The sequence below is a fragment of the Streptomyces sp. NPDC006332 genome (genome assembly GCF_040612855.1).
GTDB lineage: Bacteria > Actinomycetota > Actinomycetes > Streptomycetales > Streptomycetaceae > Streptomyces.
In genome coordinates, this window is sequence record NZ_JBEXRA010000016.1 from 16,720 (window position 1) to 41,058 (window position 24,339).

The 24,339-nt window shown below is 71.6% G+C and carries 25 protein-coding genes; 9 read left to right on the forward strand and 16 right to left on the reverse strand.

Going from position 1 to position 24,339, the window contains the following annotated elements; genetic code table 11:
- Nucleotides 1-5: 5 nt before the first annotated feature.
- Nucleotides 6-1,001, reverse strand: a complete 996-nt coding sequence (locus tag ABZ027_RS16720; RefSeq protein WP_356768819.1) for a zf-HC2 domain-containing protein — start codon at nucleotides 999-1,001, stop codon at nucleotides 6-8.
- The gene (sigE, locus tag ABZ027_RS16725) at nucleotides 998-1,771 is read right to left on the reverse strand and encodes an RNA polymerase sigma factor SigE (RefSeq protein WP_356768821.1); all 774 of its coding nucleotides are present in this window, start codon (nucleotides 1,769-1,771) and stop codon (nucleotides 998-1,000) included. Before sigE ends, ABZ027_RS16720 begins: the two co-directional genes overlap by 4 nt.
- Nucleotides 1,772-1,934: 163 nt before the next feature.
- On the opposite strand from sigE, the gene ABZ027_RS16730 reads away from it, so the two are divergent.
- The gene (locus ABZ027_RS16730) at nucleotides 1,935-2,633 is read left to right on the forward strand and encodes an O-methyltransferase (RefSeq protein WP_356769067.1); all 699 of its coding nucleotides are present in this window, start codon (nucleotides 1,935-1,937) and stop codon (nucleotides 2,631-2,633) included.
- Between the two features lie 121 nt (nucleotides 2,634-2,754).
- Here ABZ027_RS16730 and ABZ027_RS16735 read toward each other — a convergent pair whose 3' ends face one another.
- The gene (locus tag ABZ027_RS16735; RefSeq protein ID WP_003966491.1) at nucleotides 2,755-2,922 is read right to left on the reverse strand and encodes a DUF3117 domain-containing protein; all 168 of its coding nucleotides are present in this window, start codon (nucleotides 2,920-2,922) and stop codon (nucleotides 2,755-2,757) included.
- A 380-nt stretch (nucleotides 2,923-3,302) separates the two neighbouring features.
- On the opposite strand from ABZ027_RS16735, the gene ABZ027_RS16740 reads away from it, so the two are divergent.
- Entirely contained in the window at nucleotides 3,303-4,106 is an 804-nt protein-coding gene (locus tag ABZ027_RS16740) for an enoyl-CoA hydratase-related protein (RefSeq protein ID WP_356769069.1), read from the forward strand.
- Nucleotides 4,107-4,184: 78 nt separating this feature from the next.
- Here the strand turns inward: ABZ027_RS16740 and ABZ027_RS16745 are convergent, their stop codons facing one another.
- Together ABZ027_RS16745 and ABZ027_RS16750 are read right to left on the reverse strand one after the other, a co-directional pair.
- A complete protein-coding gene (locus ABZ027_RS16745; RefSeq protein ID WP_356768823.1) occupies nucleotides 4,185-4,763 on the reverse strand; it encodes a DNA-3-methyladenine glycosylase I in 579 nt (192 codons plus the stop codon).
- Nucleotides 4,760-5,113 carry a DivIVA domain-containing protein gene (locus ABZ027_RS16750; RefSeq protein ID WP_356769071.1) on the reverse strand — a complete coding sequence of 118 codons (354 nt, stop codon included), beginning with the start codon at nucleotides 5,111-5,113 and terminating at the stop codon, nucleotides 4,760-4,762. Before ABZ027_RS16750 ends, ABZ027_RS16745 begins: the two co-directional genes overlap by 4 nt.
- 130 nt (nucleotides 5,114-5,243) lie before the next feature.
- On the opposite strand from ABZ027_RS16750, the gene folP reads away from it, so the two are divergent.
- Nucleotides 5,244-6,104 (forward strand): dihydropteroate synthase, encoded by an 861-nt coding sequence (folP, locus tag ABZ027_RS16755; RefSeq protein WP_356768825.1) that lies wholly within the window; start codon nucleotides 5,244-5,246, stop codon nucleotides 6,102-6,104.
- A 69-nt stretch (nucleotides 6,105-6,173) separates the two neighbouring features.
- On the opposite strand, the gene ABZ027_RS16760 is transcribed toward folP, so the two are convergent.
- Together ABZ027_RS16760 and dapE are read right to left on the reverse strand one after the other, a co-directional pair.
- The gene (locus tag ABZ027_RS16760; RefSeq protein ID WP_356768826.1) at nucleotides 6,174-6,932 is read right to left on the reverse strand and encodes a TIGR00730 family Rossman fold protein; all 759 of its coding nucleotides are present in this window, start codon (nucleotides 6,930-6,932) and stop codon (nucleotides 6,174-6,176) included.
- A gap of 110 nt (nucleotides 6,933-7,042) precedes the next feature.
- The gene (gene dapE, locus ABZ027_RS16765; protein WP_356768828.1) at nucleotides 7,043-8,122 is read right to left on the reverse strand and encodes a succinyl-diaminopimelate desuccinylase; all 1,080 of its coding nucleotides are present in this window, start codon (nucleotides 8,120-8,122) and stop codon (nucleotides 7,043-7,045) included.
- A gap of 84 nt (nucleotides 8,123-8,206) precedes the next feature.
- Here dapE and ABZ027_RS16770 point away from each other — a divergent pair, with 84 nt between their 5' ends.
- Together ABZ027_RS16770 and ABZ027_RS16775 are read left to right on the forward strand one after the other, a co-directional pair.
- Nucleotides 8,207-9,172: a heavy metal transporter gene (locus ABZ027_RS16770; RefSeq protein ID WP_356768830.1), complete on the forward strand. Its 966-nt coding sequence runs from the start codon at nucleotides 8,207-8,209 to the stop codon at nucleotides 9,170-9,172.
- Nucleotides 9,173-9,444: 272 nt separating this feature from the next.
- Nucleotides 9,445-9,894, forward strand: a complete 450-nt coding sequence (locus ABZ027_RS16775) for an ATP-binding protein (RefSeq protein ID WP_356768832.1) — start codon at nucleotides 9,445-9,447, stop codon at nucleotides 9,892-9,894.
- Between the two features lie 187 nt (nucleotides 9,895-10,081).
- On the opposite strand, the gene ABZ027_RS16780 is transcribed toward ABZ027_RS16775, so the two are convergent.
- Both ABZ027_RS16780 and fdxA read right to left on the reverse strand, forming a co-directional pair.
- The gene (locus tag ABZ027_RS16780) at nucleotides 10,082-11,176 is read right to left on the reverse strand and encodes a bifunctional succinyldiaminopimelate transaminase/glutamate-prephenate aminotransferase (protein WP_356768834.1); all 1,095 of its coding nucleotides are present in this window, start codon (nucleotides 11,174-11,176) and stop codon (nucleotides 10,082-10,084) included.
- A gap of 103 nt (nucleotides 11,177-11,279) precedes the next feature.
- Complete coding sequence (gene fdxA / locus ABZ027_RS16785) at nucleotides 11,280-11,600, reverse strand: ferredoxin (protein WP_003973842.1); 321 nt, start codon at nucleotides 11,598-11,600, stop codon at nucleotides 11,280-11,282.
- A gap of 141 nt (nucleotides 11,601-11,741) precedes the next feature.
- Here fdxA and ABZ027_RS16790 point away from each other — a divergent pair, with 141 nt between their 5' ends.
- Together ABZ027_RS16790 and ABZ027_RS16795 are read left to right on the forward strand one after the other, a co-directional pair.
- On the forward strand, nucleotides 11,742-12,797 hold the full coding sequence (locus ABZ027_RS16790; RefSeq protein WP_356768836.1) for a GNAT family N-acetyltransferase: 1,056 nt from the start codon (nucleotides 11,742-11,744) through the stop codon (nucleotides 12,795-12,797).
- Nucleotides 12,798-12,823: 26 nt separating this feature from the next.
- Complete coding sequence (locus tag ABZ027_RS16795; RefSeq protein WP_356768838.1) at nucleotides 12,824-13,675, forward strand: transglutaminase-like domain-containing protein; 852 nt, start codon at nucleotides 12,824-12,826, stop codon at nucleotides 13,673-13,675.
- A gap of 781 nt (nucleotides 13,676-14,456) precedes the next feature.
- Here the strand turns inward: ABZ027_RS16795 and ABZ027_RS16800 are convergent.
- The 7 genes from ABZ027_RS16800 to mshB form a co-directional block, all read right to left on the reverse strand.
- The gene (locus ABZ027_RS16800) at nucleotides 14,457-15,071 is read right to left on the reverse strand and encodes a response regulator transcription factor (RefSeq protein ID WP_356768840.1); all 615 of its coding nucleotides are present in this window, start codon (nucleotides 15,069-15,071) and stop codon (nucleotides 14,457-14,459) included.
- Nucleotides 15,068-16,255, reverse strand: a complete 1,188-nt coding sequence (locus ABZ027_RS16805) for a histidine kinase (protein WP_356769073.1) — start codon at nucleotides 16,253-16,255, stop codon at nucleotides 15,068-15,070. The genes ABZ027_RS16800 and ABZ027_RS16805 overlap by 4 nt, the downstream gene beginning before the upstream one ends.
- A gap of 5 nt (nucleotides 16,256-16,260) precedes the next feature.
- Nucleotides 16,261-17,001 carry an ABC transporter permease gene (locus ABZ027_RS16810; protein ID WP_356768842.1) on the reverse strand — a complete coding sequence of 247 codons (741 nt, stop codon included), beginning with the start codon at nucleotides 16,999-17,001 and terminating at the stop codon, nucleotides 16,261-16,263.
- Nucleotides 16,998-17,921 carry an ABC transporter ATP-binding protein gene (locus ABZ027_RS16815; RefSeq protein WP_356768844.1) on the reverse strand — a complete coding sequence of 308 codons (924 nt, stop codon included), beginning with the start codon at nucleotides 17,919-17,921 and terminating at the stop codon, nucleotides 16,998-17,000. The genes ABZ027_RS16810 and ABZ027_RS16815 overlap by 4 nt, the downstream gene beginning before the upstream one ends.
- Nucleotides 17,922-18,089: 168 nt before the next feature.
- Complete coding sequence (locus tag ABZ027_RS16820; RefSeq protein WP_356768846.1) at nucleotides 18,090-20,675, reverse strand: hypothetical protein; 2,586 nt, start codon at nucleotides 20,673-20,675, stop codon at nucleotides 18,090-18,092.
- A 258-nt stretch (nucleotides 20,676-20,933) separates the two neighbouring features.
- Nucleotides 20,934-21,347: a DUF6113 family protein gene (locus ABZ027_RS16825; protein WP_356768848.1), complete on the reverse strand. Its 414-nt coding sequence runs from the start codon at nucleotides 21,345-21,347 to the stop codon at nucleotides 20,934-20,936.
- A complete protein-coding gene (mshB, locus tag ABZ027_RS16830) occupies nucleotides 21,344-22,216 on the reverse strand; it encodes an N-acetyl-1-D-myo-inositol-2-amino-2-deoxy-alpha-D-glucopyranoside deacetylase (RefSeq protein WP_356768850.1) in 873 nt (290 codons plus the stop codon). The genes ABZ027_RS16825 and mshB overlap by 4 nt, the downstream gene beginning before the upstream one ends.
- A gap of 299 nt (nucleotides 22,217-22,515) precedes the next feature.
- Here mshB and ABZ027_RS16835 point away from each other — a divergent pair, with 299 nt between their 5' ends.
- The gene (locus ABZ027_RS16835; RefSeq protein WP_356768852.1) at nucleotides 22,516-23,322 is read left to right on the forward strand and encodes an SDR family oxidoreductase; all 807 of its coding nucleotides are present in this window, start codon (nucleotides 22,516-22,518) and stop codon (nucleotides 23,320-23,322) included.
- 36 nt (nucleotides 23,323-23,358) lie between these two features.
- The gene (locus ABZ027_RS16840; protein WP_356769075.1) at nucleotides 23,359-24,243 is read left to right on the forward strand and encodes a helix-turn-helix transcriptional regulator; all 885 of its coding nucleotides are present in this window, start codon (nucleotides 23,359-23,361) and stop codon (nucleotides 24,241-24,243) included.
- The last annotated feature ends 96 nt before the right edge of the window (nucleotides 24,244-24,339 follow it).

Consider the following 24,339-nt stretch of genomic DNA (forward strand, 5'->3'; position numbering starts at 1 on the left):
ACCGGTCAGCGGGGGGTGCCGGAGTCGGAGGGGGAGGGAGCGGAGGGCAGGTCGGGGATGGTCGCGGCGAGCAACCCGAGCGAGGCGAGGTCCGGGGTGCTGGACCACGCGGACAGGGCGACCGGCGGCGTGGCGGTGAGCGGACGTATCAGCGGCGACATGGCGGCCGCGCCGGCCACCACGGGCGCCGCCAGAGCGTGCACGGCCTCCTGGTACCCGCTCGCGGTGGGCTTCGGTACACCGGGCAGAAGCGGTGCGGACACCTCGGTCGGGGCGGCCGGGGTGCTGCCGAGCGGCCCCTGGCTCTGCGTGAGCAGCGGACCCACCCCACGGCGGCGCTGGCTCTCGGCCGACGTGGCGGTTCCGGTGCCCGGTGTGCGCGCCGGAGTGACGTTGCTGCCGGTGCCGGTGGAGCCGCGCGCGTCCGCGGTGAGGTCGCCCGGTGTCACCGTGGAGACGCCGCCCAGCGCGATCGCGGCCAGGGACACCGCCCCGGCTGCGGCGAAAGCGAACCGCCGTCCGCGTGATCCTGACCGGTCGCCCTCGTGACGGCTGACGTCGTGAATACGGAAACCGCGATCCACGGAGGAGGGCGGCAGCAGAGAGGCGTGCGAACCAGCCGGAACGTAGCCGAACTCGAACCGCTCACCGCGCTTCAGGCCGAAGACCCCGGTGGGCCCGGGGCGTCCGCCCAGTCCGCCGGTGATACCCGACCCGCCGAACGGCATGTCGTCGTCCGCCGGGTCACCGACGGCCGGAAGCCCCTGGAGGCGTGCCAGGAAACTCTCCGAGGGCGGCGGCGGGGCGGCCTGAGCGAAGACGTTCTTCAGTCGGCGCTGTGCGTCGGCCTCGGCCTTGCACTTGGCGCAGGTGGCCAGATGCGCGAGCACTCGGTCGCGCGACTCATGACCGAGCTCTCCATCCACCAGGGCGGCGAGCCGGTCTCCCAGATGCTGTTCCGCGAGGCGCCCCTCGCCGGGTTTGGGCCGTGATCCACTCACGCGGTCGCGCCCCCTCCCCCCAGCGCGGGAACACGGGCCATGAAGGACCGGCGCTCGGCCCGGGCCTCCGGCGAGCGGTGCGCGAGGGCCTTGCGCAGCTGCGAGCGGCCACGATGGATCCGGGACCGGACCGTACCGAGCTTGACGCCCAGGGTCGCGGCGATCTCCTCGTACGACAGTCCTTCGATGTCGCACAGGACGACGGCGGCGCGGAACTCCGGGGCGAGGGTGTCCAGTGCCTGCTGGACGTCCGCGTCGAAGTGCGCGTCGTTGAAGACCTGCTGCGGCGACGGCTCGCGGCTGGGCAGGCGCTCGGCCGCCTCCTCACCGAGGGCGTCGAAACGGATGCGCTGCTTGCGGCGGACCATGTCCAGGAAGAGGTTGGTGGTGATGCGGTGCAGCCAGCCCTCGAAGGTCCCGGGCGTGTAGGTCGAAAGGGAGCGGAAGACGCGGACGAAGACCTCTTGGGTGAGGTCCTCGGCGTCATGCTGGTTGCCCGTCAGCCGGTACGCGAGCCGGTAGACCCGGCCGCTGTGCGTGCTGACGATCTCCTCCCAGGTGGGCGGAGTCCACGCCTGCCCGTCCGCGTCGGTGGAGAAGGTCGCGGTCTGGGCGTACTCAGCGGCGTGGCTGTGGTCAGCAGCGGTGTCGTTCACGGATTTCGGCCTGCCCGCCGACCCGAGAAAGCGCCGCAGCACTCCTCCCCGATCCACAGGTACGGCCGCACCTCCCCTGTCGGCTCTGGTGGTGTCCAGTGGAGCCCCTACCATAGCCACCTCGCCCGTTAGCTCCGGATAAGCGGTTTTACGAGAATTTGATCTGGGCTGACACAGCTCAGGCGGCTGCGTCAGCACTTGCTCGAGCTCTCGCTCGTCACCGTGATCCAACCGTGTCCCCCCGCTCTGTCTCCCACTCCTCTAAACGCCCGGTCCCATCTGCGGGTTCCCGGCGCCAACGGATACAGTCACGCCCAGGCAACCACGGGGACAGGAGAGGGTCATTACCGGCAACCGGCAGACGAGCTGGGCGTTCGCCGACGCCTATGTCGCCGAGGACGAAACCCTGCGCTGGGCCCGTGACCGGGCCCGCGAGGCCGGGTTGCGCTCGGTGTCGCCCGGCACGGGTGCGGCGTTGCGGTTGCTCGCTGCCACCGTGGACGCCAAGGCGGTCGCCGAGATCGGCACCGGGACCGGCGTGTCCGGGATCCATCTGCTGCACGGCATGCGCCCGGACGGTGTCCTCACCACGGTGGACCCCGAGCCGGAACACCAGCAGTTCGCCCGCCAGGCCTTCCGCGCCGGCGGCTTCGCCAGCAACCGGGCCCGCTTCATCCCGGGCCGCGCCCTGGACGTGTTGCCCCGGCTCGCGGACGCGGGCTATGACCTGGTCTTCTGTGACGGCGACCGGCAGGAGTTCATCGACTATCTCGCTGAATCGTTGCGTCTGCTGCGTCCCGGCGGCCTCGTCGTTTTCGAAGGAGTCTTCGCGAACGGCCGGACGGTGGACTCGGGCCCGCAGCCCACGGAGGTCCTGCGGCTGCGGGAGCTGCTGCGGGCCGTGCGCGAGAGCCAGGACCTGATGCCGTCGCTGCTCCCCGTCGGCGACGGACTGCTGTGCGCCGTCAAACGGTGACCCGCCCGACCGGGCGAAAAAACCGTCCAGGCAAGCCCTCCAAGTGATCGCGCTGTGAAAAAGCTGCCCCCGGTATCGCATGCGATACCGGGGGCAGCCGAAAGGGTATGGTCGCTTCCGCTCAGCCGACGACCTTCTTGAGGGCGTCACCGAGCGCGTCGGCCTCATCAGGGGTCAGCTCGACGACGAGCCGACCGCCGCCTTCGAGCGGAACGCGCATGACAATGCCCCGCCCCTCCTTGGTCACCTCGAGCGGGCCATCGCCCGTCCGCGGCTTCATGGCCGCCATGCTCGTTCCCCTTCCTGAAACCAGCTCATAGTCAAAGCCGACAGCCCTGGAGGGCACGCGGGTTCCTGGAGTGGGACACGCGACACCGGCATCGAACACATTGCTTCCCAGCCATTATCCCGCATCTCAGGACCCGATGACCAACATCAGTCGGCATCGCTTGGGCAACGCGCGCGAGCAAAACCACTCAATTCGGCGATGTGACTGCGATACTGCGCCCTCGCGCGGCACCTGGGCCGCCCCGAAGGCGGCCCAGAATTCTTTGACGCAGGTCACACGTCCGCTCCGGTTCCCTGGCGGCGATCTCCGCCATGCTGTCCTTCGGACACCGGGACGTACTGACCAGTACGTCCGAACCCGACACCGGAGGGGACACCACCATGGCCGACACCGTGCTGTACGAGGTGCGCGACGGACTCGCGACGATCACGCTGAACCGCCCCGAGGCGATGAACGCGCTGAACATCGAGGCCAAGGTCGCCCTCCGGGACGCGGTGCGGTCCGCGGCGGACGACGACGCCGTACGCGCGGTACTGCTGACCGCCGCCGGGGACCGGGCGTTCTGCGTGGGGCAGGACCTCAAGGAGCACATCGGGCTGCTGGCCGCCGACCGGGAGGCGGGCACCGGACAGACCATGAGCACGGTCCGGGAGCACTACAACCCGATCGTGCGGGCGCTGACGGAGATGCCCAAGCCGGTGGTGGCGGGGGTGAACGGGGTCGCGGCCGGTGCCGGGTTCGGTTTCGCGCTCGCCGCGGACTACCGGGTCGTGGCGGACACGGCGGCCTTCAACACCTCCTTCGCCGGCGTGGCGCTGACCGCCGACTCGGGTGTCTCCTGGACGCTGCCGCGGGTCGTCGGCCCCGGCCGCGCCGCTGACCTGCTGCTCTTCCCGCGGAGCATCAAGGCGCAGGAGGCGTACGAGCTGGGTGTCGCCAACCGGATCGTGCCGACGGGGTCGCTGCGCGGCGAGGCGGAGCAGGTGGCGCGGGCGCTGGCCGAGGGGCCGACGGTGGCGTACGGCGCGATCAAGGAGGCCGTCGCGTACGGGCTGTCCCATTCCCTGGCCGAGACGCTGGAGAAGGAGGACGAGCTGCAGACGCGGGCAGGTTCGTCCCAGGACCACGCGATCGCTGTGCAGGCCTTCGTCAACAAGGAGAAGCCGAAGTACCTGGGCCGGTGAGTTCGTTAGTTCAGCGCCGTCAGGGGCCGCGGGTTCTACGTGGTTGATCGCGCAGTTCCCCGCGCCCCAGAAGGGGCGCTACCTCGCGACGCAGTCCTCCAAGTGGTCGTTGACCAGGCCGCACGCCTGCATCAGCGCGTACGCGGTGGTCGGGCCGATGAAACGCAGGCCCCGCTTCTTCAGGGCCTTCGACAGGGCCGTCGATTCCGGGGTGACCGCCGGTACGTCTCCCAGGGCCCTGGGGGCGGGCCGGCCGGCCGGGTCCGGGGCGTGCGACCAGATGAGGTCGTCGAGCTCGCCCGGCGCCCACTCGGCCAGGACCCGCGCGTTGGCGAGTGTCGCGTCGATCTTGGCGCGGTTGCGGATGATGCCCTCGTCGACGAGGAGGCGCTCGCGGTCCTCGTCGGTGAAGCCGGCCACCTTGGCGATGTCGAAGCCGGCGAAGGCGGCGCGGAAGCCCTCGCGGCGGCGCAGGATCGTGATCCAGGACAGCCCGGACTGGAAGGCCTCCAGGCTGAGGCGTTCGTACAGGGCGTCGTCGCCGTGGACCGGGCGGCCCCATTCCTCGTCGTGATACGTCACGTAGTCCGGGGTGGACAGGGCCCAGGGGCAGCGCGGCGCGCCGTCCGGACCCGCGAGGGCCGCTGAGTCGCTCACGGCTGGTCCTCCCGCCGGGCGGACTTGTCGAGGGACAGGTGCGCCGCGGCGGCCTGCGCGCCGGCCAGCGCGGACTCCAGGTCGGAGATGCGGGCGTCCCGCTCGGCGAGTTCGGCGCCGAGGCGGCCGAGCGCGTCGTCGACGTCCGCCATGCGGTAGCCGCGGGCGGCGAGCGGGAAGCGGAGCGACTCGACGTCCGTCCGGTTCACCGGGCGGTCCGGGGGCAGCGGGTCCTGCAGCCGCTCGGGGGCGGCCTCCGGCAGCGGGCCGCCGCCCTCGCCGCCCCCCACGACGGCGAGCGTCACCGCGGCGACCACCACGGCAAGCGCGATGACCAGGAACAAGAACATAACCATCGCGGACGTCCCCACGGTCTGAGCTCGGTGTCGAATGTGTCAGGGTCCGATCGTGCCATGCGAGTCTGACAGTTAGGGTCGCAGGCGGTCGGTTGCCCGTACGAACTAGGAGAGGTCACAGGGGATGCTCAGGCTGGGCAGGCGGGAATTCGAGCCGCACGAACCGGTGATCATGGCGATCGTGAACCGGACCCCGGACTCCTTCTACGACCAGGGGGCCACCTTCCGCGACGAACCCGCCCTCGCGCGCGTGGAGCAGGCGGTGGCTCAGGGCGCTGCCGTCGTCGACATCGGCGGAGTGAAGGCCGGGCCGGGCGAGGAGGTGACCGCCGAGGAGGAGGCGCGGCGGACCGTCGGTTTCGTGGCCGAGGTGCGCAGGCGCTTCCCGGACGTCGTGATCAGCGTGGACACCTGGCGGGCCGAGGTCGGCGAGGCGGTCTGCGAGGCCGGGGCGGATCTGCTGAACGACGCGTGGGGCGGCGTGGACCCCGGGCTGGCTGAGGTCGCGGCCCGGTACGGCGTGGGGCTGGTGTGCACCCACGCGGGCGGTGCTCAGCCTCGGACGCGACCGCACCGGGTGGCGTACGACGACGTCATGGCCGACATCCTGGGGGTGACCCTGGGGCTCGCCGAACGGGCCGTGTCCCTGGGGGTGCCCCGGGAGTCCGTGCTGATCGATCCCGGGCACGACTTCGGGAAGAACACGCGGCACAGCCTGGAGGCTACGCGGCGGCTCGGCGAGATGGTCGCCACCGGGTGGCCGGTGCTGGTGTCGTTGTCCAACAAGGACTTCGTGGGCGAGACCCTGGACCGGCCGGTGAAGGAGCGCGTGGTCGGGACGCTGGCCACGACGGCGGTCTCGGCGTGGCTCGGGGCGCAGGTGTACCGGGTGCACGAGGTGGCCGAGACACGGCAGGTGCTGGACATGGTGGCGTCGATCGCGGGCCACCGCGATCCGGCGGTGGCCCGGCGGGGACTGGCGTAGGGCAGCGGTCGGGCCCCTTCGCCGCGGTGGGTCGAGAATCCCCTCCCGACCCACCGGACGATCACAGGGTTAGCGGCCCGCCTCCTTGGACACCAGCGCCACCGCCTCGTCCACGTCGTCCGTCAGGTGGAACAGCATCAGGTCCTTCTCGGACGCCTTGCCCTGGGCGATCAGGGTGTTGGTCAGCCAGTCCACCAGGCCGCCCCAGTACTCCGTGCCGAACAGGACGATCGGGAAGCGGGTGACCTTCTGGGTCTGGACCAGGGTCAGGGCCTCGAAGAGTTCGTCCAGCGTGCCGAGGCCGCCCGGCAGGACCACGAAGCCCTGCGCGTACTTCACGAACATCATCTTGCGCACGAAGAAGTAGCGGAAGTTGAGACCGATGTCGACGTAGGGGTTCAGTCCCTGCTCGAAGGGCAGCTCGATGCCCAGCCCGACGGAGATGCCCTTCGCCTCCAGGGCGCCCTTGTTGGCGGCCTCCATGGCGCCGGGTCCGCCGCCCGTGATGACCGCGAACCCGGCCTCCACCAGGCCCCGGCCGAGCCGCACGCCCGCGTCGTACTCCGGCGAGTCCACGGGCGTCCGGGCCGAGCCGAACACGCTGATCGCGGGCGGGAGTTCGGCGAGTGTGCCGAAGCCCTCGATGAACTCCGACTGGATGCGCAGTACCCGCCAAGGGTCGGTGTGGACCCAGTCCGAGGGGCCGCCCGCGTCCAGCAGCCGCTGGTCGGTGGTGCTCGCCTGGACCTGTTCGCGCCTGCGGAGGACCGGTCCGAGGCGCTGCTCCTCCGGTGGCCGCTTCTTGCCCTCGGGGTTGCCAGTAGCCATGTGCGCTCCCTCCGCTTGCAGGTTTTTCCACCTCAGCGTAGATCCACGCGGGTTACGGAGGGGGGACCTGCGCATGTCCGCCACGAAGCGCCACCCGGCACAGCGTGCCGTCAGGACGTCAGCCAGGACCTCAGACGCTCCTCGGTCTGTGGGATCAGCGACACCTTCACCCGCTCGTCGACCTTGTGGGCGAGGAGCGGGTCACCCGGGCTGTAGTTCACCGCGGGGACCCCGAGCGAGCTGAAGCGGGCCACGTCCGTCCAGCCGAACTTGGGGCGGGCCACGCCGCCGACCGCCTCCATGAAGGCCTGCGCGGCCGGATGGGTCAGGCCGGGGCGGGCGCCGCCGGCGTGGTCGTCGATGACGAACTCGTCCACACCGCAGTCCGCGAAGTACTCGCGTACGAAGGCCTCCGCCTCCTGCTCGCTGCGGTCGGGCGCGTAGCGGAAGTTGACGACGATCGTGCAGGCGTCGGGGATGACGTTGGTGGCGACGCCGCCCTCGATCCGTACGGCGTTGAGGCCCTCGTGGAACTGCAGGCCGTCCACGACCGGCTTGCGCGGCTCGTAGGCGGCGAGCTTGGCGAGGGCCGGGGCGGCCGCGTGGATCGCGTTGGATCCCATCCAGGCGCGCGCGGAGTGCGCCCGCTCTCCGGTGAACTTCAGAAACACCCTGAGAGTTCCCTGGCAGCCGCCCTCCACCTGGCCGTCCGTCGGCTCCAGCAGGACCGCGAAGTCGCCCTCCAGCCACTGCGGGTGTGCCTCGGCCACATGCCCGAGGCCGTTCAGATGGGCTGCGACCTCCTCGTTGTCGTAGAACACGAAGGTCAGGTCCCGGTTGGGCTCCGGGACCGTCGCCGCGATGCGCAATTGCACCGCCACCCCCGACTTCATGTCGCTGGTGCCGCAGCCCCACAGGTACCCCTCGTCGTCCAGCCGGGAGGGGACATTGGCCGCGATGGGGACCGTGTCGATGTGGCCGGCGAGGATGACGCGTTCCGATCGGCCCAGGTCGGTGCGGGCGACGACGTTGTTGCCGTACCGGTCGACGGTCAGATGCGGCAGAGCGCGCAGAGCGGTCTCGATCGCGTCCGCGAGCGGCTTCTCGGTGCCGCTCTCGGAGGGGAAGTCGACGAGCTGCGCGGTGAGCCGCGCGGCGTCCAGCGTGAGGTCAAGTGGGGTGTCGGCCATGTTGTCGACCCTAACGCCCGGGGCCTTCGAGCAAGTGTCCACATCCGGCACTCCCGCCACACTACGCTCCAGTATCTTGTGCGGATGCCAGAGCTGTCCCCTACTCCCAAGCGTCGCGGCCGCCTGCCCCGTTTCCTGGCGGCCTTCGTCGTCCTGTGCGCCGTCGCCGGTTACCTCGTGGTGCAGTACGTCACCGGGGGCGGGGGCGCGCCCGGGTGCAAGGTCGTCTCGGGCGACGGCGACGGGGCGACGTACGAGTTCACCCCTGAGCAGGCGGTCAACGCGGCGACGATCACCGCCGTCGGTACCGGGCGCGGGATGCCCGAGCGGGCGGTGACGATCGCGCTGGCGACCGCGCTGCAGGAGTCCGGGCTGCGCAACATCCAACACGGCGACCGGGATTCGCTCGGCCTGTTCCAGCAGCGTCCCTCACAGGGCTGGGGGAAGCCGGAGGAGATCATGGACCCGACGTACTCGGCGGACGTCTTCTACGCCCACCTGGCCAAGGTGCCCAAGTACCTGGACCTCCCGTTGACCGTCGCCGCGCAGCGTGTGCAGCGCAGCGGTTTCCCGTCGGCGTACGCGAAGCACGAGCAGGACGCCAAGATCCTCGCCGCCGCCCTGACCGGACAGTCGGCGGCCACGCTCACCTGCGAGGGGCGTCAGGCCGTCACCTCGGCCGCGGGCCCGGACGCGGTGCGCTCCGCGCTCGCCCGGGACTTCGGGCGCGAAGCGCTGGAGCCGGCCGGTGCCGTGGTGAGCGGGGCGGCCGGGCCCACGCCCTCGGCGAGCGCCGGGAGCGGCGGCGACGGGCGGACGGTGACGCTGTCGGTGCCCGAGGAGACGACCGCGGGGGCCGGCCGGAGCCTGCGGGAGCGGGGCTGGCAGCTGGCCCACTGGGCGGTCGCCAACGCCTCCGCGCTGCACATCGAGCGCGTGTCGTACGGCGGACGGCAGTGGGTCGCCGGGAACACGAACAGCCAGTGGCGTGCGGGCGGCGCCGGGACGGCGCAGGACACCCGCACGGTGCGGATCGTGACTGCGCAGTAGTACGGGGGCTCACTCGGACGGGTCACGTCGGCCCGGTTCGGGGTTCGGTGTGCGCAGGTTTTCGGCTGGTCACTCCCCGGTCGGTCGAAGCCCTTGGGGGCAAAGGGCCGTAAGGATTCAGCAGACTGTCAGATCGGGTGCCATTTGCCCGTTTTTATCCGCAGATGATAATGCGACGTATTACCAACTCTTTACGTTGGGTCGCCGCAACCTTCGCGGGCTTCGAGCGGTAGTCACTGCGTCCGAGATCGTTTCCTCGTCGAAGGAGCAACATGTCCCTCCCCCTGACCCGACGGATCGCCCGTGCCGCGCTGCTCGTCGCTGCGGGAGCCGCGGCCGGGGTCGGTGCGGCCGGCTCCGCCAGCGCGGCCCCCGAGCTGCCTGCCGCCCCGAACCTCGGCGGGCTGACCGCCCTGGACGGGGCCAACGTCGGCAACAGCGTCGACGGCGCGGCGCACAACCTGACCGGTACCGCTGGTGACACCGGCAGCAAGGCGGTCAAGAAGGCGGTGCCGGCGGTCGGCAAGACCGGTGGCAAGGCCGTGAAGAAGGTGGCGCCCGCGGCCCAGAAGGTGGCCGCCGACGCGGCGGGCTCCGCCAAGGACGTCGCCGGTGACACGACGAAGACCGCGACCAAGGGCGGCCTGCCGACGGACTCGCTGACCAAGGGCGGGCTCCCGGCGGCCGACCAGCTGCCGGCGAAGGGTCTTCCCCTTGGCTGATGTCAGCTGACATCAGCTGACACCGGCTTGCATCGGCTGACACCAGCGCACATCGGCTGGACGTCCGGCGCTACGGCGGCGGGGCCCGGGTTTCTCTCCCTGGGCCCCGCCGTTTCCGTCTGCCGGAGTCGACCCGCGTGTGCCTGCGCCGCCTCCGCGCGCGCCGGTGCCGACTGCGTCGCCGTGCCTACGTCAGCCGCTCCACGGCCGCCCGCACCCGCTCGTCGGTCGCCGTCAGGGCCACCCGGACGAACTGCTCGCCCGCCTCGCCGTAGAAGTCGCCCGGGGCCACCAGGATGCCCAGCTCGGCCAGGTGGCCGACGGTGGCCCAGCAGGACTCGTCCCTCGTCGCCCACAGGTAGAGGCTGGCCTCGCTGTGCTCGATGCGGAAGCCGTGGGCCAGCAGGGCCTCGCGCAGGGCGCCGCGGCGAGCCTCGTAGCGTTCACGCTGCTCTCGGACGTGGGCGTCGTCGCCGAGGGCCGCCACCACGGCCGCCTGGGTCGGGGCCGACGTCATCAGGCCGCCGTGCTTGCGGATCTGCAGCAGCGGGGCGAGGACGGCGGGGTCACCGGCCAGGAAGGCCGCGCGGTAGCCCGCCAGGTTCGAGCGCTTGGAGAGCGAGTGGACCGCGACGATGCCCTCGTACGAGCCGCCGTTCACGTCCGGGTGGAGCACCGAGACCGGGTCGGCCTCCCAGCCGAGCTCCAGGTAGCACTCGTCGGAGAACAGCAGGACGCCGTGCTCGCGGGCCCAGGCGACGATCCGGGTCAGCTCGTCCTTCGACAGCACCCTGCCCGTCGGGTTGGACGGCGAGTTGAGCCACAGGAGCCTGAGGTTCGCCGGGTCCAGCTCGGTCGGGTCGTCGTAGACCTCGTGGTCGGCGCGGGCGAGGCGGGCGCCGACCTCGTAGGTCGGGTAGGCCAGGCGCGGGTAGGCCACCCTGTCGCCGGGGCCGAGGCCCAGCTGGGTGGGGAGCCAGGCCACGAGTTCCTTGGAGCCGACGATCGGCAGGACGTGCTGGTGGGTGACCTCACGGGCGCCCAGTCGGCGCTCCAGCCAGCCGGTGATCGCGTCACGCAGCGCGGGGGTGCCCCACACCGTCGGATAGCCCGGGGAGTCCGCCGCGTCGATGAGCGCCTTCTGGATCAGCTCGGGGACCGGGTCGACCGGGGTGCCGACAGACAGGTCGACGATGCCGTCCGGGTGCGCGGCGGCGGTCTTCTTGTACGGCTCCAGCTTGTCCCAGGGGAAGGTGGGAAGAAGGTCGGAGACTGCGGACACGGGTCTGGCTCACTTTCTTCTACGGCAAACGCCTCGGCCCCGTACGGCGATCAAGGGTGATCTGGCCGTACGGGACCGAGGCGGCACGCTTTGCGGGCCGCTCTTACTGGTTCTGCGGCGGGAGCGCGGCGACGAAGGGGTGGTCGCGCTCGATCAGCCCCAGCTTGCTGGCACCGCCCGGGGAGCCGAGCTCGTCGAAGAACTCGACGTTCGCCTTGTAGTAGTCCTTCCACTCCTCGGGAGTGTCGTCTTCGTAGAAGATCGCCTCGACCGGGCAGACCGGCTCACAGGCACCACAGTCGACGCATTCGTCCGGGTGGATGTACAAGGACCGCTGGCCCTCGTAGATGCAGTCGACCGGGCACTCCTCAATGCACGCCTTGTCCTTGACGTCGACACAAGGCTGCGCGATGACGTAGGTCACGCTGTCGTTCCTCCTCGATAGGGCGCTGGCGAGCCGTCTTCAGGCTCCGCCACCTGGCGCGCGGGAGCGCGGCGTCGTCGATGCCCGCCCCTAGTATCTCCGTTCTTGGGCATGATCCGAACAGGAGGGGTGAACTGACCTGTGGAAATCTCTGCGACAGGACGCCTCGTGGTCCGTATCTCCGCAGCTGACGTGGGCAAACGGGTGTCCGTCCGGCGGCTCGGCGATCCCGGAGCCGGGGATGAGAAGTTCACCGACACGGTGGGCGTTCTCACATCATGGGACGAGGGTGTGCTACGGATCACGCGCCGGGACGGCCAAAGTGTCCGTATTCCGGAATCCGCGCTGGTGGCAGGCAAGGTCGTACCGCCCGCCCCGGCCCGGCGGCGCGGTCCCGCCGCGTCCTACGAGGAGCTGGCGCGCGTCGCCGCGCGGGCCTGGCGGCCGGTGGAGAGCGAGCGGCTGGGCGACTGGGAGCTACGGGCTGCCTCCGGGTTCACCCGCAGGGCGAACTCGGTGCTGCCGCTCGGCGACCCCGGTCTCCCTCTCGACATGGCCCTGACCGCCGTACGACGCTGGTACGGGGACCGTGGGCTGCCCGCCTACGTGCAGACCGCGACCGGGGCCGAGGGCACGCAGGAGACGCTGTGCGCGGAGCTGGAGCGGCGTGGCTGGACGCGGGAGGTGACCGCCGAGCTGTGGACCGGGGCGCTGGCGCCGGTCGCCGACCGGGCGGATGCCTCGACGGTGGCGCTGTCCCGGGAGGTGGACGAGGCGTGGCTGGCGCGCTATCAGCGCAAGGGGGTGAGCGAGGTGGCCTTGAAGGTGCTGGGGTTGGGGTCCCCCCGGTCGGGCGAAGCCGAGAGCGGAGGGGGACCGTCGGTGTGGTTCGCCACGGTCCCCGGCTCGTCGCCGGGTGAGGCTCCCGCGGCCGTCGGGCGGTGTGTGGTCGACGGGCGGTGGGCCGGTTTCGCCGCCGTGGAGGTGGCTCCGGAGCAGCGGCGGCGGGGGCTGGCGACCGTCGTGATGGCCGCGCTCGCCCGGCGGGCGCTCGACGAGGGCGCCTCGGCCGCGTGGCTCCAGGTCGAGGCCGACAACGCGGGGGCGCGGGCGCTGTACGCCGGGATGGGGTTCTCGGCGCATCACGCCTACCACCACTACCGGGCTCCCGGAAGTGTCGAGAACGGGCGGTACTGACCGCCGTGAAAGGGCACGAGCCTGCTATGCCTCCACCCATTCCGCCACCGCCCGAACGCTCCGCTCAGCTGCGGCGGCGGTTCGCCGAAGAGGCCCGCTCCGAGCGGCCTGATCTGTCCCTGCTGTGCCTGCTGGTCGGCGCGGAGGCGGACGGGACGCTGGACGAGGCCGGAATGGACGCCGCGCAGATCGAGCTGGACCGGCTGGCCGGGCAGCTGCCGTTCCGGCCCGGCGGGCCGCGGTCCTGGGCGGTCGCGCTGTGCGAGCTGCTCGGCGAGCGGTACGGGTTTCGCGGGGCCGCCGCGGACTACCGGCGCCTGGAGTCGTCGTTGCTGCACCGGGTGCTGCTGCGGCGGCGCGGGCTGCCGATCCTGCTGTCGGTGGTGTGGATGGAGGTGGCGCGGCGGGCCGGGGCGCCGGTGTACGGGGTGGCGTTGCCGGGGCACTTCGTGGTCGGGTTCGGTCCGCCCGAGGAGCAGGTGCTGGCCGATCCCTTCGACGGCGGCCGGGTACTGACCGGGTCCGACGCGGAGGTGCTGGTCGTGGGGGCGACAGGGGTCTCCTTGGACCCGTCGATGCTGAGCCCCGCGGAGCCGTTGGACGTGGTCCAGCGGATCCTGAACAACGTGCGGGCATGGGCCGCGACCCGGCCGGAGCGGTCGGACGTCTCACTGTGGGCCGTCGAGCTGTCCCTGCTGCTGCCTTCGCACCCGGCGCGGTTGCGGTACGAGCGTGCGCAGCTGTTGGTCCAGCGGGGCGATTTCCTCGCCGGAGCCGCGGAGTTGGAGGCATACGCCGAGGTCGTGGGCCCGGTGGACGAGCCGGCCGCCGCGGGAGTGCGGAAACAGGCGCATGCGGCGCGGGCGATGTTGAACTGACTGGGGTGGTGCGGGGGGCTGCCGGCGCGAGGTGTGGGCGGGTGCCGGCGTGAGGGTGGGCGGCTGCGGGCGTCGTGAGGTGTGGGTGGCTGCCGTCGTGAGGTGCGGTTCAGCTGCCGCCGTGCGAGTCCGGTGACCGCCGCCGCGCGGGCCCCGGTGACGGCGTTCACGCGGGTGCGGGCGGCTGCCGCCGTGCGGGCCCCGGTGACCACCGCCGTGGCGGATGCCGGTGACCGCCGCCTGCGGGCCCCGGCTACCGCCACCGTGCGGGTGCGGGCGGCTGCCGCCCTGCGGGCCCCGATTGCCACTTCACGCGGGTGCGGGCCACTGCCGCTTTGCGGACGTCCGGTGGCCGCCGCCCCGCGGGCCTCGGTGACCGCCGCCGTCCGAACCCCTGCGTCTGCCGCCGTGCGGGCCCCTGACGACCGCCTTCACGCGGGCGCGGGCGGCTGCCGCCACGCGGACGTCCGGTGACCACCGCCGCGCGGGCCCCCGCGATTGCCGCCGTGCGGGCCCTTGATGACCGCCTTCACGCGGGTGCGGGCTGCTGCTGCCACACGGACGCCCAGTGACCACCGCAGCGGGGCGCCCCGCGACCGCCGCCCTGCGGGGCCCTGACGACCGCCTTCACGCGGGCGCGGGCAGTGCCGCCACGCGGACGCCCGGTGACCGCCGCCGCGCGGCCCCCCGCGACCGCCACCCTGCTAGCCCCGGTGACCGCCCTCGCGCGGATACCGGCGACCGCCCCCGTATGGGAGCCGGTTCGGGGTCGCGGCTGGGTCTACAGCCAGCCCTTCTCTCTGGCGATCCGTACCGCCTCCGCCCGGTTGCGTACCGCCAGTTTCTGGATCGCTGTGGAGAGGTAGTTGCGGACCGTGCCCTGGGACAGGTGCAGGGTCGTGGCCAGTTCGGCGTTGGTGGAGCCGTCGGCCGCCGCGCGCAGCACCTCCCGCTCCCGGTCGGTCAGCGGGTTGGCGCCCTCCGCCAGGGCCGCCGCCGCCAGCGTGGGGTCGATCACCCGCTCCCCCGCCAGCACCTTGCGGACCGCTTCGGCCAGTTGCGCGGCCGGGGCGTCCTTGACGAGGAAGGCGTCGGCGCCGGCCTCCATGGCGCTGCGGAGGTAGCCGGGGCGGCCGAAGGTGGTGAGGACGACCAGCTTCAACTCCGGTATCTCCCGGTGGAGTTGGGCGGCGGCCTCGATGCCCGTGGCGCCCGGCATCTCGATGTCCAGGAGGGCCACGTCCACGGCGTGCTCCCGGGCGGCGGCCAGGACCTCGTCGCCGCGGGCCACCTGGGCGACGACCTCGATGTCGTCCTCCAGGCCGAGCAGGGCGGCCAGCGCCTCGCGGACCATCGACTGGTCCTCGGCGAGCAGGACCTTGATCGTGCGGGTCACGCGCCGGATCCTACGTCGCCCGATGAGTCGGCCGGCACGCGGGCGACCAGGCGGAAGCCGTGCCGGGTCCCGCCCGCATCGAGGGAGCCGCCCGCTTTCTCCAGACGCTCGGTGAGGCCGGTCAGGCCGTTGCCGGCGGCGGCGCCCGGGCCGCCGGAGCCGTTGTCCTCGACGGAGAGTTCGAGGACCGGTCCGTCGAGGGTCTGGCGGCGCACCAAATCCACCGTGCAGCGACCGGCCCCGCTGTGCCGTACGACGTTGGTCACCGCCTCGCGCAGGGCCCAGGCGAGGGCCGACTCGCTGTCCTCGCCGACGCCCTCCAGGCCTGGTTCGGCGGGGACCTCGACGGTGATGCCGGCCGCCGTCAACGCGACCCGGGCACCCGCGAGTTCGTCGGCCAGGCGCGGGCGCCGGTAGCCGGAAACGGCCTCGCGGACGTCGACCAGGGCCTGGCGGCTGACCTGTTCGATGTCGGCGACCTGCTGGGCGGCCTTGTCGGGATGCGCGGGCAGCATCCGGCCCGCGAGCTCGCTCTTGAGGGTGATCAGGGACAGCGAGTGGCCGAGCAGGTCGTGCAGGTCCCGGGCCAGACGCAACCGCTCCTCGTTCGCGGCCAGTTGGGCAACCGTGGCGCGGGCCTGACGCAACTCGACGGTGGTCCGCACGAGTTGGCGTACGCCGGTCATCGCGAACCCGATGAGCAGGAGCGTGATGACCAGGTTGAGCGCGTCGTCCTCTCCGACGTACAGGCCGACGAGGGTCATCGCGCCGGCGGTCAGCGGGATCGTCCAGTACGCCGCCCGCAGCGGGAGCGTGGCGCCGCAGGCGACGGAGACGTACACGAACAGGCCGAGCCAGTGCGGGCCGAGGGTGACGCTCAGCAGGATCGCGAGCGCGCCGAGGAGGGCGATCAGGGCCCCGACGAGCCGGGCGGGCAACGCCGACCTGCTCATGTTCCGGAACACCAGGGTCAGATAGATCCCGACGAAGACCACCAGGCCCAGCGAGCCGGCCAGCGTGCCGCCGGCGGTGTGGTGGCCGGAGGCCAGGTCGTGCACGATGGGGCTGAGGAAGACCAGCCAGACACCGATCCACAGCACCTTCGGCCGCAGTTCACGCCGGTTGCGGGGGGACTGCCCCAGCGGCATCAGCGGCAACTCGTCGGCCGCGCGGCCCTGCCTCATGACGCTCACGCCTTCAACGTGTCCTTCCGGTACAGCCAGGCCGCGCCGCCCGCGAACAGGACGAAGGAGACGACGAGGATGGCGATGTCCTGGACGTGCGGGGCGCGACTCTGTTCGATTGCCTGCCCCAGAGCAGCGTACGCGTGGGTGGGCAGCCACTTGGCGATGTCCTGCAGCCAGTCCGGGAAGGTCGTCGTCGGCATCCACAGCCCGCCCAGCATCGACAGGCCGAAGTACGTCAGCATGGTGATCGGGCGGACCGCGTCCCCGCTGGCGAGGTAGCCGATGGCGACGCCGAGCGCGGCGAAGACCAGGCTGCCGGCCCAGATGGCGCCGGTCAGCGCGAGCCACTGCCAGGCGTCCAGCCGTACGTCCTTCGCGAGTGCGGCGACAGCGAAGACGATCACGATGGACGGGAGGCTGACGACCGCGGCGCTCGCGGTCTTCGCGAGGACGTAGCCCCGGCCCGGCAGCGTGGTCAGCCGCAGCTGCCGTACCCAGCCGGCCTCCCGTTCCTTGGCGATGCGTTCGCTGTTGCCCATCAGGACGGCGGTCAGGGCGCCGAAGGAGGCCATCGAGACCATCATGTACGTCGGGACGGTCAGGCCGGTGCCGTCGACCTTCGTGGTGCCGTCCGCGTTGCCCGCGATGATCAGGAACAGGACCGACGGGTAGATCACGGAGAAGAACAGGAACTTGCGGTTGCGCAGGGCGCGGGTGAGTTCCAGCTTGATGAGGCTGTTCACTTCGACTTCGCCTCCTCGGCGGCGGTGATGGCGACGAAGGCCTGCTCCAGGCCGAGGCCGGCGACTTCGAGGTTGCGGGGGTAGAGGCCGAGGCCGTAGAGGGCGTGGACGGTCGCGTCGGCGTCGGAGGACTGGATGCGGACGGTGCGCCCGCTCGTGTCGAGGGCGGTGAGGAAGGGCAGCTCCCGCAGCGAGGCCACGTCAAGGTCGCCGTCCAGGTCGCCGTCCAGGTCGAAGGAGATCCGGCGGGCGCCCGCCTTCGCCTTGATCTCGGCGGCCGTGCCGTCGGCCAGCAGGCGGCCCCGGTGCAGGACGAGCACCCGGTCGGCGATGGCGTCGGCCTCTTCGAGGTAGTGGGTGGCGAACAGGACCGTACGCCCCTGGTCGGCCTGTTCGCGCATGGTCGCCCAGAAGGCCTGGCGGGTGGTGACGTCCATGCCGGTGGTCGGCTCGTCCAGGACGATCAGGTCGCTGTCGCCCGCGGTCGCGAGGGCGAAGCGGACGCGCTGGGCCTGGCCGCCGGAGAGCTTGTCGACCTTGCGGTCGGCGATCTGCGCGACGCCCGCGCGTGCGAGCACATCACCGACCGGGTACGGCCTGGGGTGCAGGGCGCAGGCCAGCCGCACCAGTTCCGCGACCGTGACCTCGTCCATCAGCCCGCCGCTCTGCAGCATGGCGCCCACGTGTCCGGCGACGATCGCCTCCCGCGGGGTGCTGCCGAAGAGCCGGACGCTGCCGCTGTCGGCGTGCTTGAGGCCGAGCAGCAGGTCGAGGGTGGTCGACTTGCCGGCGCCGTTGGGGCCCAGCAGCGCGACGGTCTCCCCCGGGCTCAGGGTCAGGGTCAGGCCGTCCACTGCCCGGACGGCGCCGTATGCCTTGCTCACCTGGTCGAACGCGACCACCGAGGCTGTCGTTGTCATACGGCCATGGTGGCTTCGGGGGTACGGGCGCGGGCAGTGTCGGGCGTCCGGAGTGCCGCATGACAGATGTCATGTGTCATGCCGTACGGCACCTCGGGCCCGTGGGACGCGTGAGGCCCGCCCCCGCAGGGTCGGGCCTTCACATGTGCACTAAGCGGCGGTGCCGGGTCAGTTCGGGCTGGTGTCGATGACTCCGGTGCGCTCCGCCGTCGTCTTGCCGCGCAGCGCCTTGCCCAGCGCTGAGGCGACGTCCTGCGGCAGGACGTCACGCTTTCCGCTCGCGCCGTCGATCTTCACGCCGACGAAGGTGGTGCCGTACGCCTCCTTGAGCGCCTTGAGGTCGTACGTCTCCACGAGCTTGCCGTCGACGGCCTTGAAGCCGAGGATCTTCGGCAGTGACACGGGGCCGAACTGGATGCTGTGCGCCGCGTCGGTCTGGACGGTGGCGAGGGCGGACATCGCCGGTTCGGCGAACTCCTTCATCATCCGGTCGACCTCGGCGTTCGAGACCGTCGGCTTCCTGGTGGTCGTCGGGAGCGCCACCGCGGGGGCCGTGCCGGTCTCCACCTGGGTGCGGTACGCCTCCTCGACCGCCGCGGTCGACCGGTTGACGTCGATGCCCTGGCCCGTCTTGCCGTACACGGCGACGGCCTTGCCGTTCTTGAACTCGATGGTGCCGTCGTTCGCCGAGCCGGAATCGCCCGCGGCGTCCTGGAGTTCGGCGTGCAGCTTCTCCTCGTCGACCGGCATGACCGGCTCGACGACCCGGTGGTTGCCGAACAGCGAACCGATCACCGAGACGGGGTTGTAGTCGCTCGTCGCGGCGTTGCTCGCCGTGGCCTGCATGTCGAACTGGAGCCCGGCCTGGTCCGGCTTCAGCGTGACGGTCTTACCGCCCACCGAGAGCTTCAGGTCCTTCTTCACCTGCGAGGCGAAGGCGCCGTTCAGTTTCTCGACGGCGTCGTCACGCGTGCCGCCGCCGATGTCGACGCCGAGCACGGTGGTGCCCTTGGGCACGTCGGAGTGGTTCATGAGCAGCCCGGCGCCGTAGGCGACACCGCCGAGCACGATCACACCGCCGACCAGGAGCCCCAGCTTGCTGCGACCCTTCTTCTTGGGCGCGGCGGCGGGCTTGTTCTGCGTGCCCGTGTCGGACGGCTTCGGGGCCGTCTGCGCGGCCGGACCGTTGGCGTGCGCCCCGGGCGGGAAGGTCGCCTTGCGGTCGGACGGCACCACGGGGATGCCGCTGCTGACGGTGTGCCCGGAGACGTTGTCCGAGGCGCCGCCGAAGTGGGGGCCGCCCGGTTCGGGGGCCGGCTTCTGCGGGGTGAGGATCGCGGTGTCGTCACTCAGGCCGCCGGATCCCTGGGCAGGGCCCGCGCCGGGTCCACGACCGGCGAGGGGTCCGGCACCGAGGGGCGTGCCCGGGCCGCCGGGACCACCGGGGCCGGTCGGACCGCCGAGACCTGCGGGGGCGCCTGGGCCGCCGGGGCCGGAGGGGGCACCGGGACGGCCCGGGCCTCCGGGACGGCCTGGGGCGCGGACCCCACCGGGGGCGCCAGGTCCGCCGGGACCGCCGGGACCACGGAGCCCGTCAGAACCGGCGGGACCGGACGGGCTTCCCGGGCCACCCGGTCCACCGGGCCCGGGGAAGCCGTTGCCCCCGCCAAGGGTGTCGCCCGCCTTGAAGCCGTCCGGGGCGTTGAAGTCACGGGACGCTCCGAAGCTGTCCGTTCCCGGGCCTGCGGGCGGCACCATCGGTCCGTCACCGGTGACCGGGCCGCCGGTCGGACCCGCGGGGCCCCGGCCCTGCGGACCGCCCGGCCCGCCGTGACCGTTCGGTCCGTTGAAGCCGCCGGGACCGCCGGGACCGCCGGGACCGCCGTAGGCACCCTGGCCGTTCTGGCTGTCCGGGCCGCCCGGGCCGTCTTGACCGCCGAAGCCGCTCAGGTCCTGGTCGTAGGCGCTGAGGGCGCTCTGACCGTGCTGGCCCTCCTGGGGGCCCGCCTGGGCACCCCGGCCGCTCTGACCGCCGTTCGGGTTCCCGTTCTGATTGCCGTTCTGCCCGCCGTTGTCCGAGAAGAACGGCAGCTCGTCGCGGCGTGACTCGTCGGGGCGGGAGCCGTTGCCCAGCGGGCCCGCGGCGAGCGCCTCGGTGACGTCGAAGGAACCGGTGCCGCCGCCGTGGCCGGGAGCCACCAGGCCGCCGGTCGCACCGCTCAGCCCGGCACCGTTCGTACCGCCGGGACGGGGGGCGCCCGGCACGCTCATGGAACCGACCACGCCTCCGGGCCGGGCCCCACCGGACCGCGTGCCACCGGACGGACCGGCGCCACCGGACGCGCCCGGACCCGCGGACCCGGCCGCCGGACCGCCGGACGCGTTCGGGCCGCCCGAACCGACGGGCAGACCGGCCCCGTTGGAGGAGCCACCGCCCTGACCGCCCTTGGCGGGCCCGGACTTGCGGATGGGCGCGAACCAGTCGCTGGTCTTCTCCTCGCCGGCCGGCGCGGGCTCGGCGGACGGCTCGGCGATGCCGGTGGACATGGTGGCCCCGGGCGCCGACGGCGTCTCGGTGTCCCTCCGGTCGTCGGAGACCTCGGCCCCGGCGACGGGCTTGCGCATGACGACCGGCGGAATGGGCCGCGATCCGGGGATGTTGATCCGGATCCGGGTCGTCAGCGTGGTCTCGGTCTTGCGTTCCTCCGGCCGCGCGGCCGAACGACCTGCGTCCGGACCGCCGTCGGAAGCCACGGGCGTGCCGTACGGCGGGGTTCCCGAAGGGTATGCGGCTCCGCCGCGCCCGTTGGGCCCGGAGGACGGACTGTCAGTTTCACGACTCAAGGCAGGTTCTCCCGGTTGGCTCCGCCGCCCGCGTTACGACCTCTCTCGGGCGACTCGGCGGCGCGCACCACCATACTGGCCACGTCTGGCGCGTATCCCACGACCGCTGGGGAAACCATCACGGGACTCCCACGGACTCCCGCGGACTTCGTACGGCGAAGTGGTACGTCACTTGCCAAGTCGGACGGCGTCGCCGTCCGGTTGCCGCCCCGGAGCAAGGGTGGCGCAGATCACAGCCACCGCCATACCGCCGAGCAGGAAGAGATAGGAGCCGCTTCCCGCGGCGAAGACGAAGTCGCCTTCCGGGCGGCTGGCGGTGAGCAGGATGACCGCGATCATCCAGCCACCGGCCGGCGCGACGGCCCCGCCCCGGCTCCCGGCGGCGCGCGCCCCGCCGACACAGAGGCCCGCCTCACCGGCGAGCGCGAGCAGCAGACCGCCCGGGAACAGACCGGACTGCACCAGCGCCCCGGCCACCCCGACGATCGCACCGAGCACGAAGAGCCCCAGGTAGGCGGCGGCTCGTCCGAGAGACGGCCGGTGCAGCGGCTGGGCCAGCATGGACGTCGTACGGTCGCTCATGACGCCTCCTCGACGTCGTCCGGCCCGATCCCCGCGAACAGGTCCGTCTCTTTCGCGCCCGCCCGTTTCCCGCGCACCAACTCGTAGTACTCGGTGCTGAAGACGGGCTGGGCGAGTTCGTTGGAGAGGACGAAGTACGGTTCCGCCACGGTGACCTGCGTGGCGTGCGCGCGCATCGCGGCGGTCTTCGCGGCGACGTATCCGGCGCCCTCGATCTCGGTGGTGATCCGCTCGTCGTCCACCACACCCGGTACGTCGTCGATGACGGCCGACTTGGCGAAGGGGAGGCCGAGCAGCTCCCGCTCCAGCCGTGCGAACGCGTCCTCGGCGACGGAGCGGGGCACCCGGTTCCAGTAGACCTTGGCGATCTCGTGTCCCGACTCCGCGGCCAGCTCGACGGCCCGCATGGCCACCCGGTGCGCCTGGATGTGGTCGGGGTGGCCGTAGCCGCCGTTGTCGTCGTACGTGACGAGGACCTGCGGACGGACCTCGCGGATCACCTCCACGAGATGCCCGGCCGCCTCGTCGACGTCGGCCTGCCAGAAGCAGGCGGGGTCGTCGTTGTCGGCGATGCCCATCATCCCGGAGTCCTGGTAGCGCCCGTCACCGCCGAGCCGGCGGAAGTCGTCGACGCCGAGTTCACGCATCGCCGCCGTGAGCTCACCCGCCCGGTGCTCGCCCAGAGCGGCGCCGGTCAGGTGCGCGAGGCCGGGCGGGATGACCTCGCCCCGCTCGCCGAGCGTGCAGGTGACCAGGGTCACCCGGGCACCCTCGGCCGCGTAGCGGGCCATGGTCGCGCCGTTGTTGATCGACTCGTCGTCCGGGTGCGCGTGCACCAGCAGCAGACGCCGGGCGGGCAGTTCCGTCATGGGGCCACCCTACGAGCCCCTCCCCCTTCGCCGGCCACCTGCCCGGGCGCCTGTCCCCCACCGCTGAGCGCTCGCCAGATAGAAGCTGCGGCGGACTCGGATGTCATGCGGCCATGCCTGCGCCATCCACCAGGCAAGGGAGGCCCTCGCAGTACCTGTATCACCAGGCTCTCCCAGACGTCCAAAACGCCTGTCAACATGAACACGCACTGCAGCTTTCCCTCCATCAGTTCAATTCAGCTGCCCCGAATGCGCGGCCATGTCGGCGCATTCTTCTACGACGGAATGAACGGAGACCAATGGTGGACAATCAATTCACCACTCACACAGAACTTTTCGATCTGAGTGGGAAGTACGCCCTTGTCACTGGCGGCACCAAGGGCATTGGGATGATGATAGCGCGCGGTCTTCTCCAGGCGGGCGCCCGCGTCGTCATCAGCTCACGCAAGGCCGACACGTGCGCGGAGGCACAGCGCTTACTCTCCGAATTCGGCGACGTTCAAGCAATCCCCGCCGACCTGTCCAGGCACGACGAGTGTCAGCGCCTCGCTGATCTTGTCAAGGGCGATTCGGAACGCCTGGACATCCTTGTCAACAACGCGGGAGCGATGTGGCGCGAGCCGCTGGCGACGTTCCCGGACGAGGCCTGGGACGCAGTGATCGACCTCAACCTCAAGTCGCCGTTCTGGCTGGTGCAGGCGCTGCTCCCCGCACTTCGCAGGGCGGGCACCGTCGATGATCCCGCGCGGATCATCAACATCGGCAGTATCGCCGCCATCCACGTCGCCCAGTCGCCCAACTACTCGTACGCGAGCAGCAAAGCGGCACTCCATCAACTCACCAGAGTGCTTGCAAGGGAGCTGGGCCCACAGCACGTCACGGTGAACGCGGTAGCACCGGGAGTGTTCCCGTCGCAGATGATGGCGTCCACGCTCGATGCCATCGGCGACACGATCGCGGCGGCGGCCCCTCTGCGCCGGCTCGGCCGCGACGACGACATGGCGGGTGTCGCCGTGTTTCTCGCCAGCCGGGCTGGGGCCTATTTCACGGGCACCGTCATCCCGGTAGACGGCGGCATCGCGACGACCGCATCGGGTACCCCTTAGAGTTCGGGACGGGCTTACGGTGAGGAGATGGCCACGATGGATCTACGCACCGAGATCCGGGAGTTTCTCAACTCGCGTCGCGCCCGCATCGCACCCGAGCAGGCGGGCCTGCCCGCTTACGGCGGCAACCGTCGGGTCAAAGGTCTGCGCCGCGAGGAGGTGGCGCTACTGGCGGGGGTATCGGTCGACTACTACGTGCGCATGGAGCGCGGCAGCCTCGCCGGTGCCTCCGACGGCGTGCTCGACGCGTTGGCCTCTGCCTTGCAACTCGACGAGGCCGAGCGCGACCACCTGTTCCACCTCGCGCGCCAATCCAGGGCGCCCAGCGGCCCACGTCGGCGTAGGCCTGCCGTGACGGTGCGCTCGACGCTGCAGCAGGTGCTCGACGCGATCTCCGATGCGCCGGCCTGGATCAGTAACGGCCGTTATGACGTGCTCGCCATGAATCAACTCGCTCGCGCGCTGTTTTCACCGGTGCTGGCCGACCCACGACGGCCCGCGAACACAGCGCGGTTCGTCTATCTGAACCCCGAGGCGGCCAGAGACTTCTTTGTCGACTACGACCAGGTTGCCGGTGACGCGGCCGCGAAGCTACGCATGGAAGCCGGCCGCAACCCGCACGACGAGGAGCTGATCACCCTGGTCGGCGAACTGTCAACGCGCAGTGAGCTGTTTCGGCAGCGGTGGGCGTCTCAGGACGTGCGGCTGCACCGGTCCGGCCGCAAGCGTGTGCGCCATCCGATCGTGGGCCGACTCGACTTGGACGTCGAGTCCCTGGCACTGCCCGCCGAACCCGGCCTGCACCTCAACGTCTACACCGCACCCGCGGGCACACCGACCGCTGACAATGTGACGCTCCTGGCGTCGTGGGCGGCCACCCAACAGACGCTGGCGACCGAGCTCGAAGCACGCAACGGATAGTCCAACCCCGTCAGCCGCATGGTTCAAGAGCAGCTACAGCGGCGGTACCAACGGCGAGTCCGGCCGGTTGCCGGGTCGGGCCGGTGGGCTCTCGTG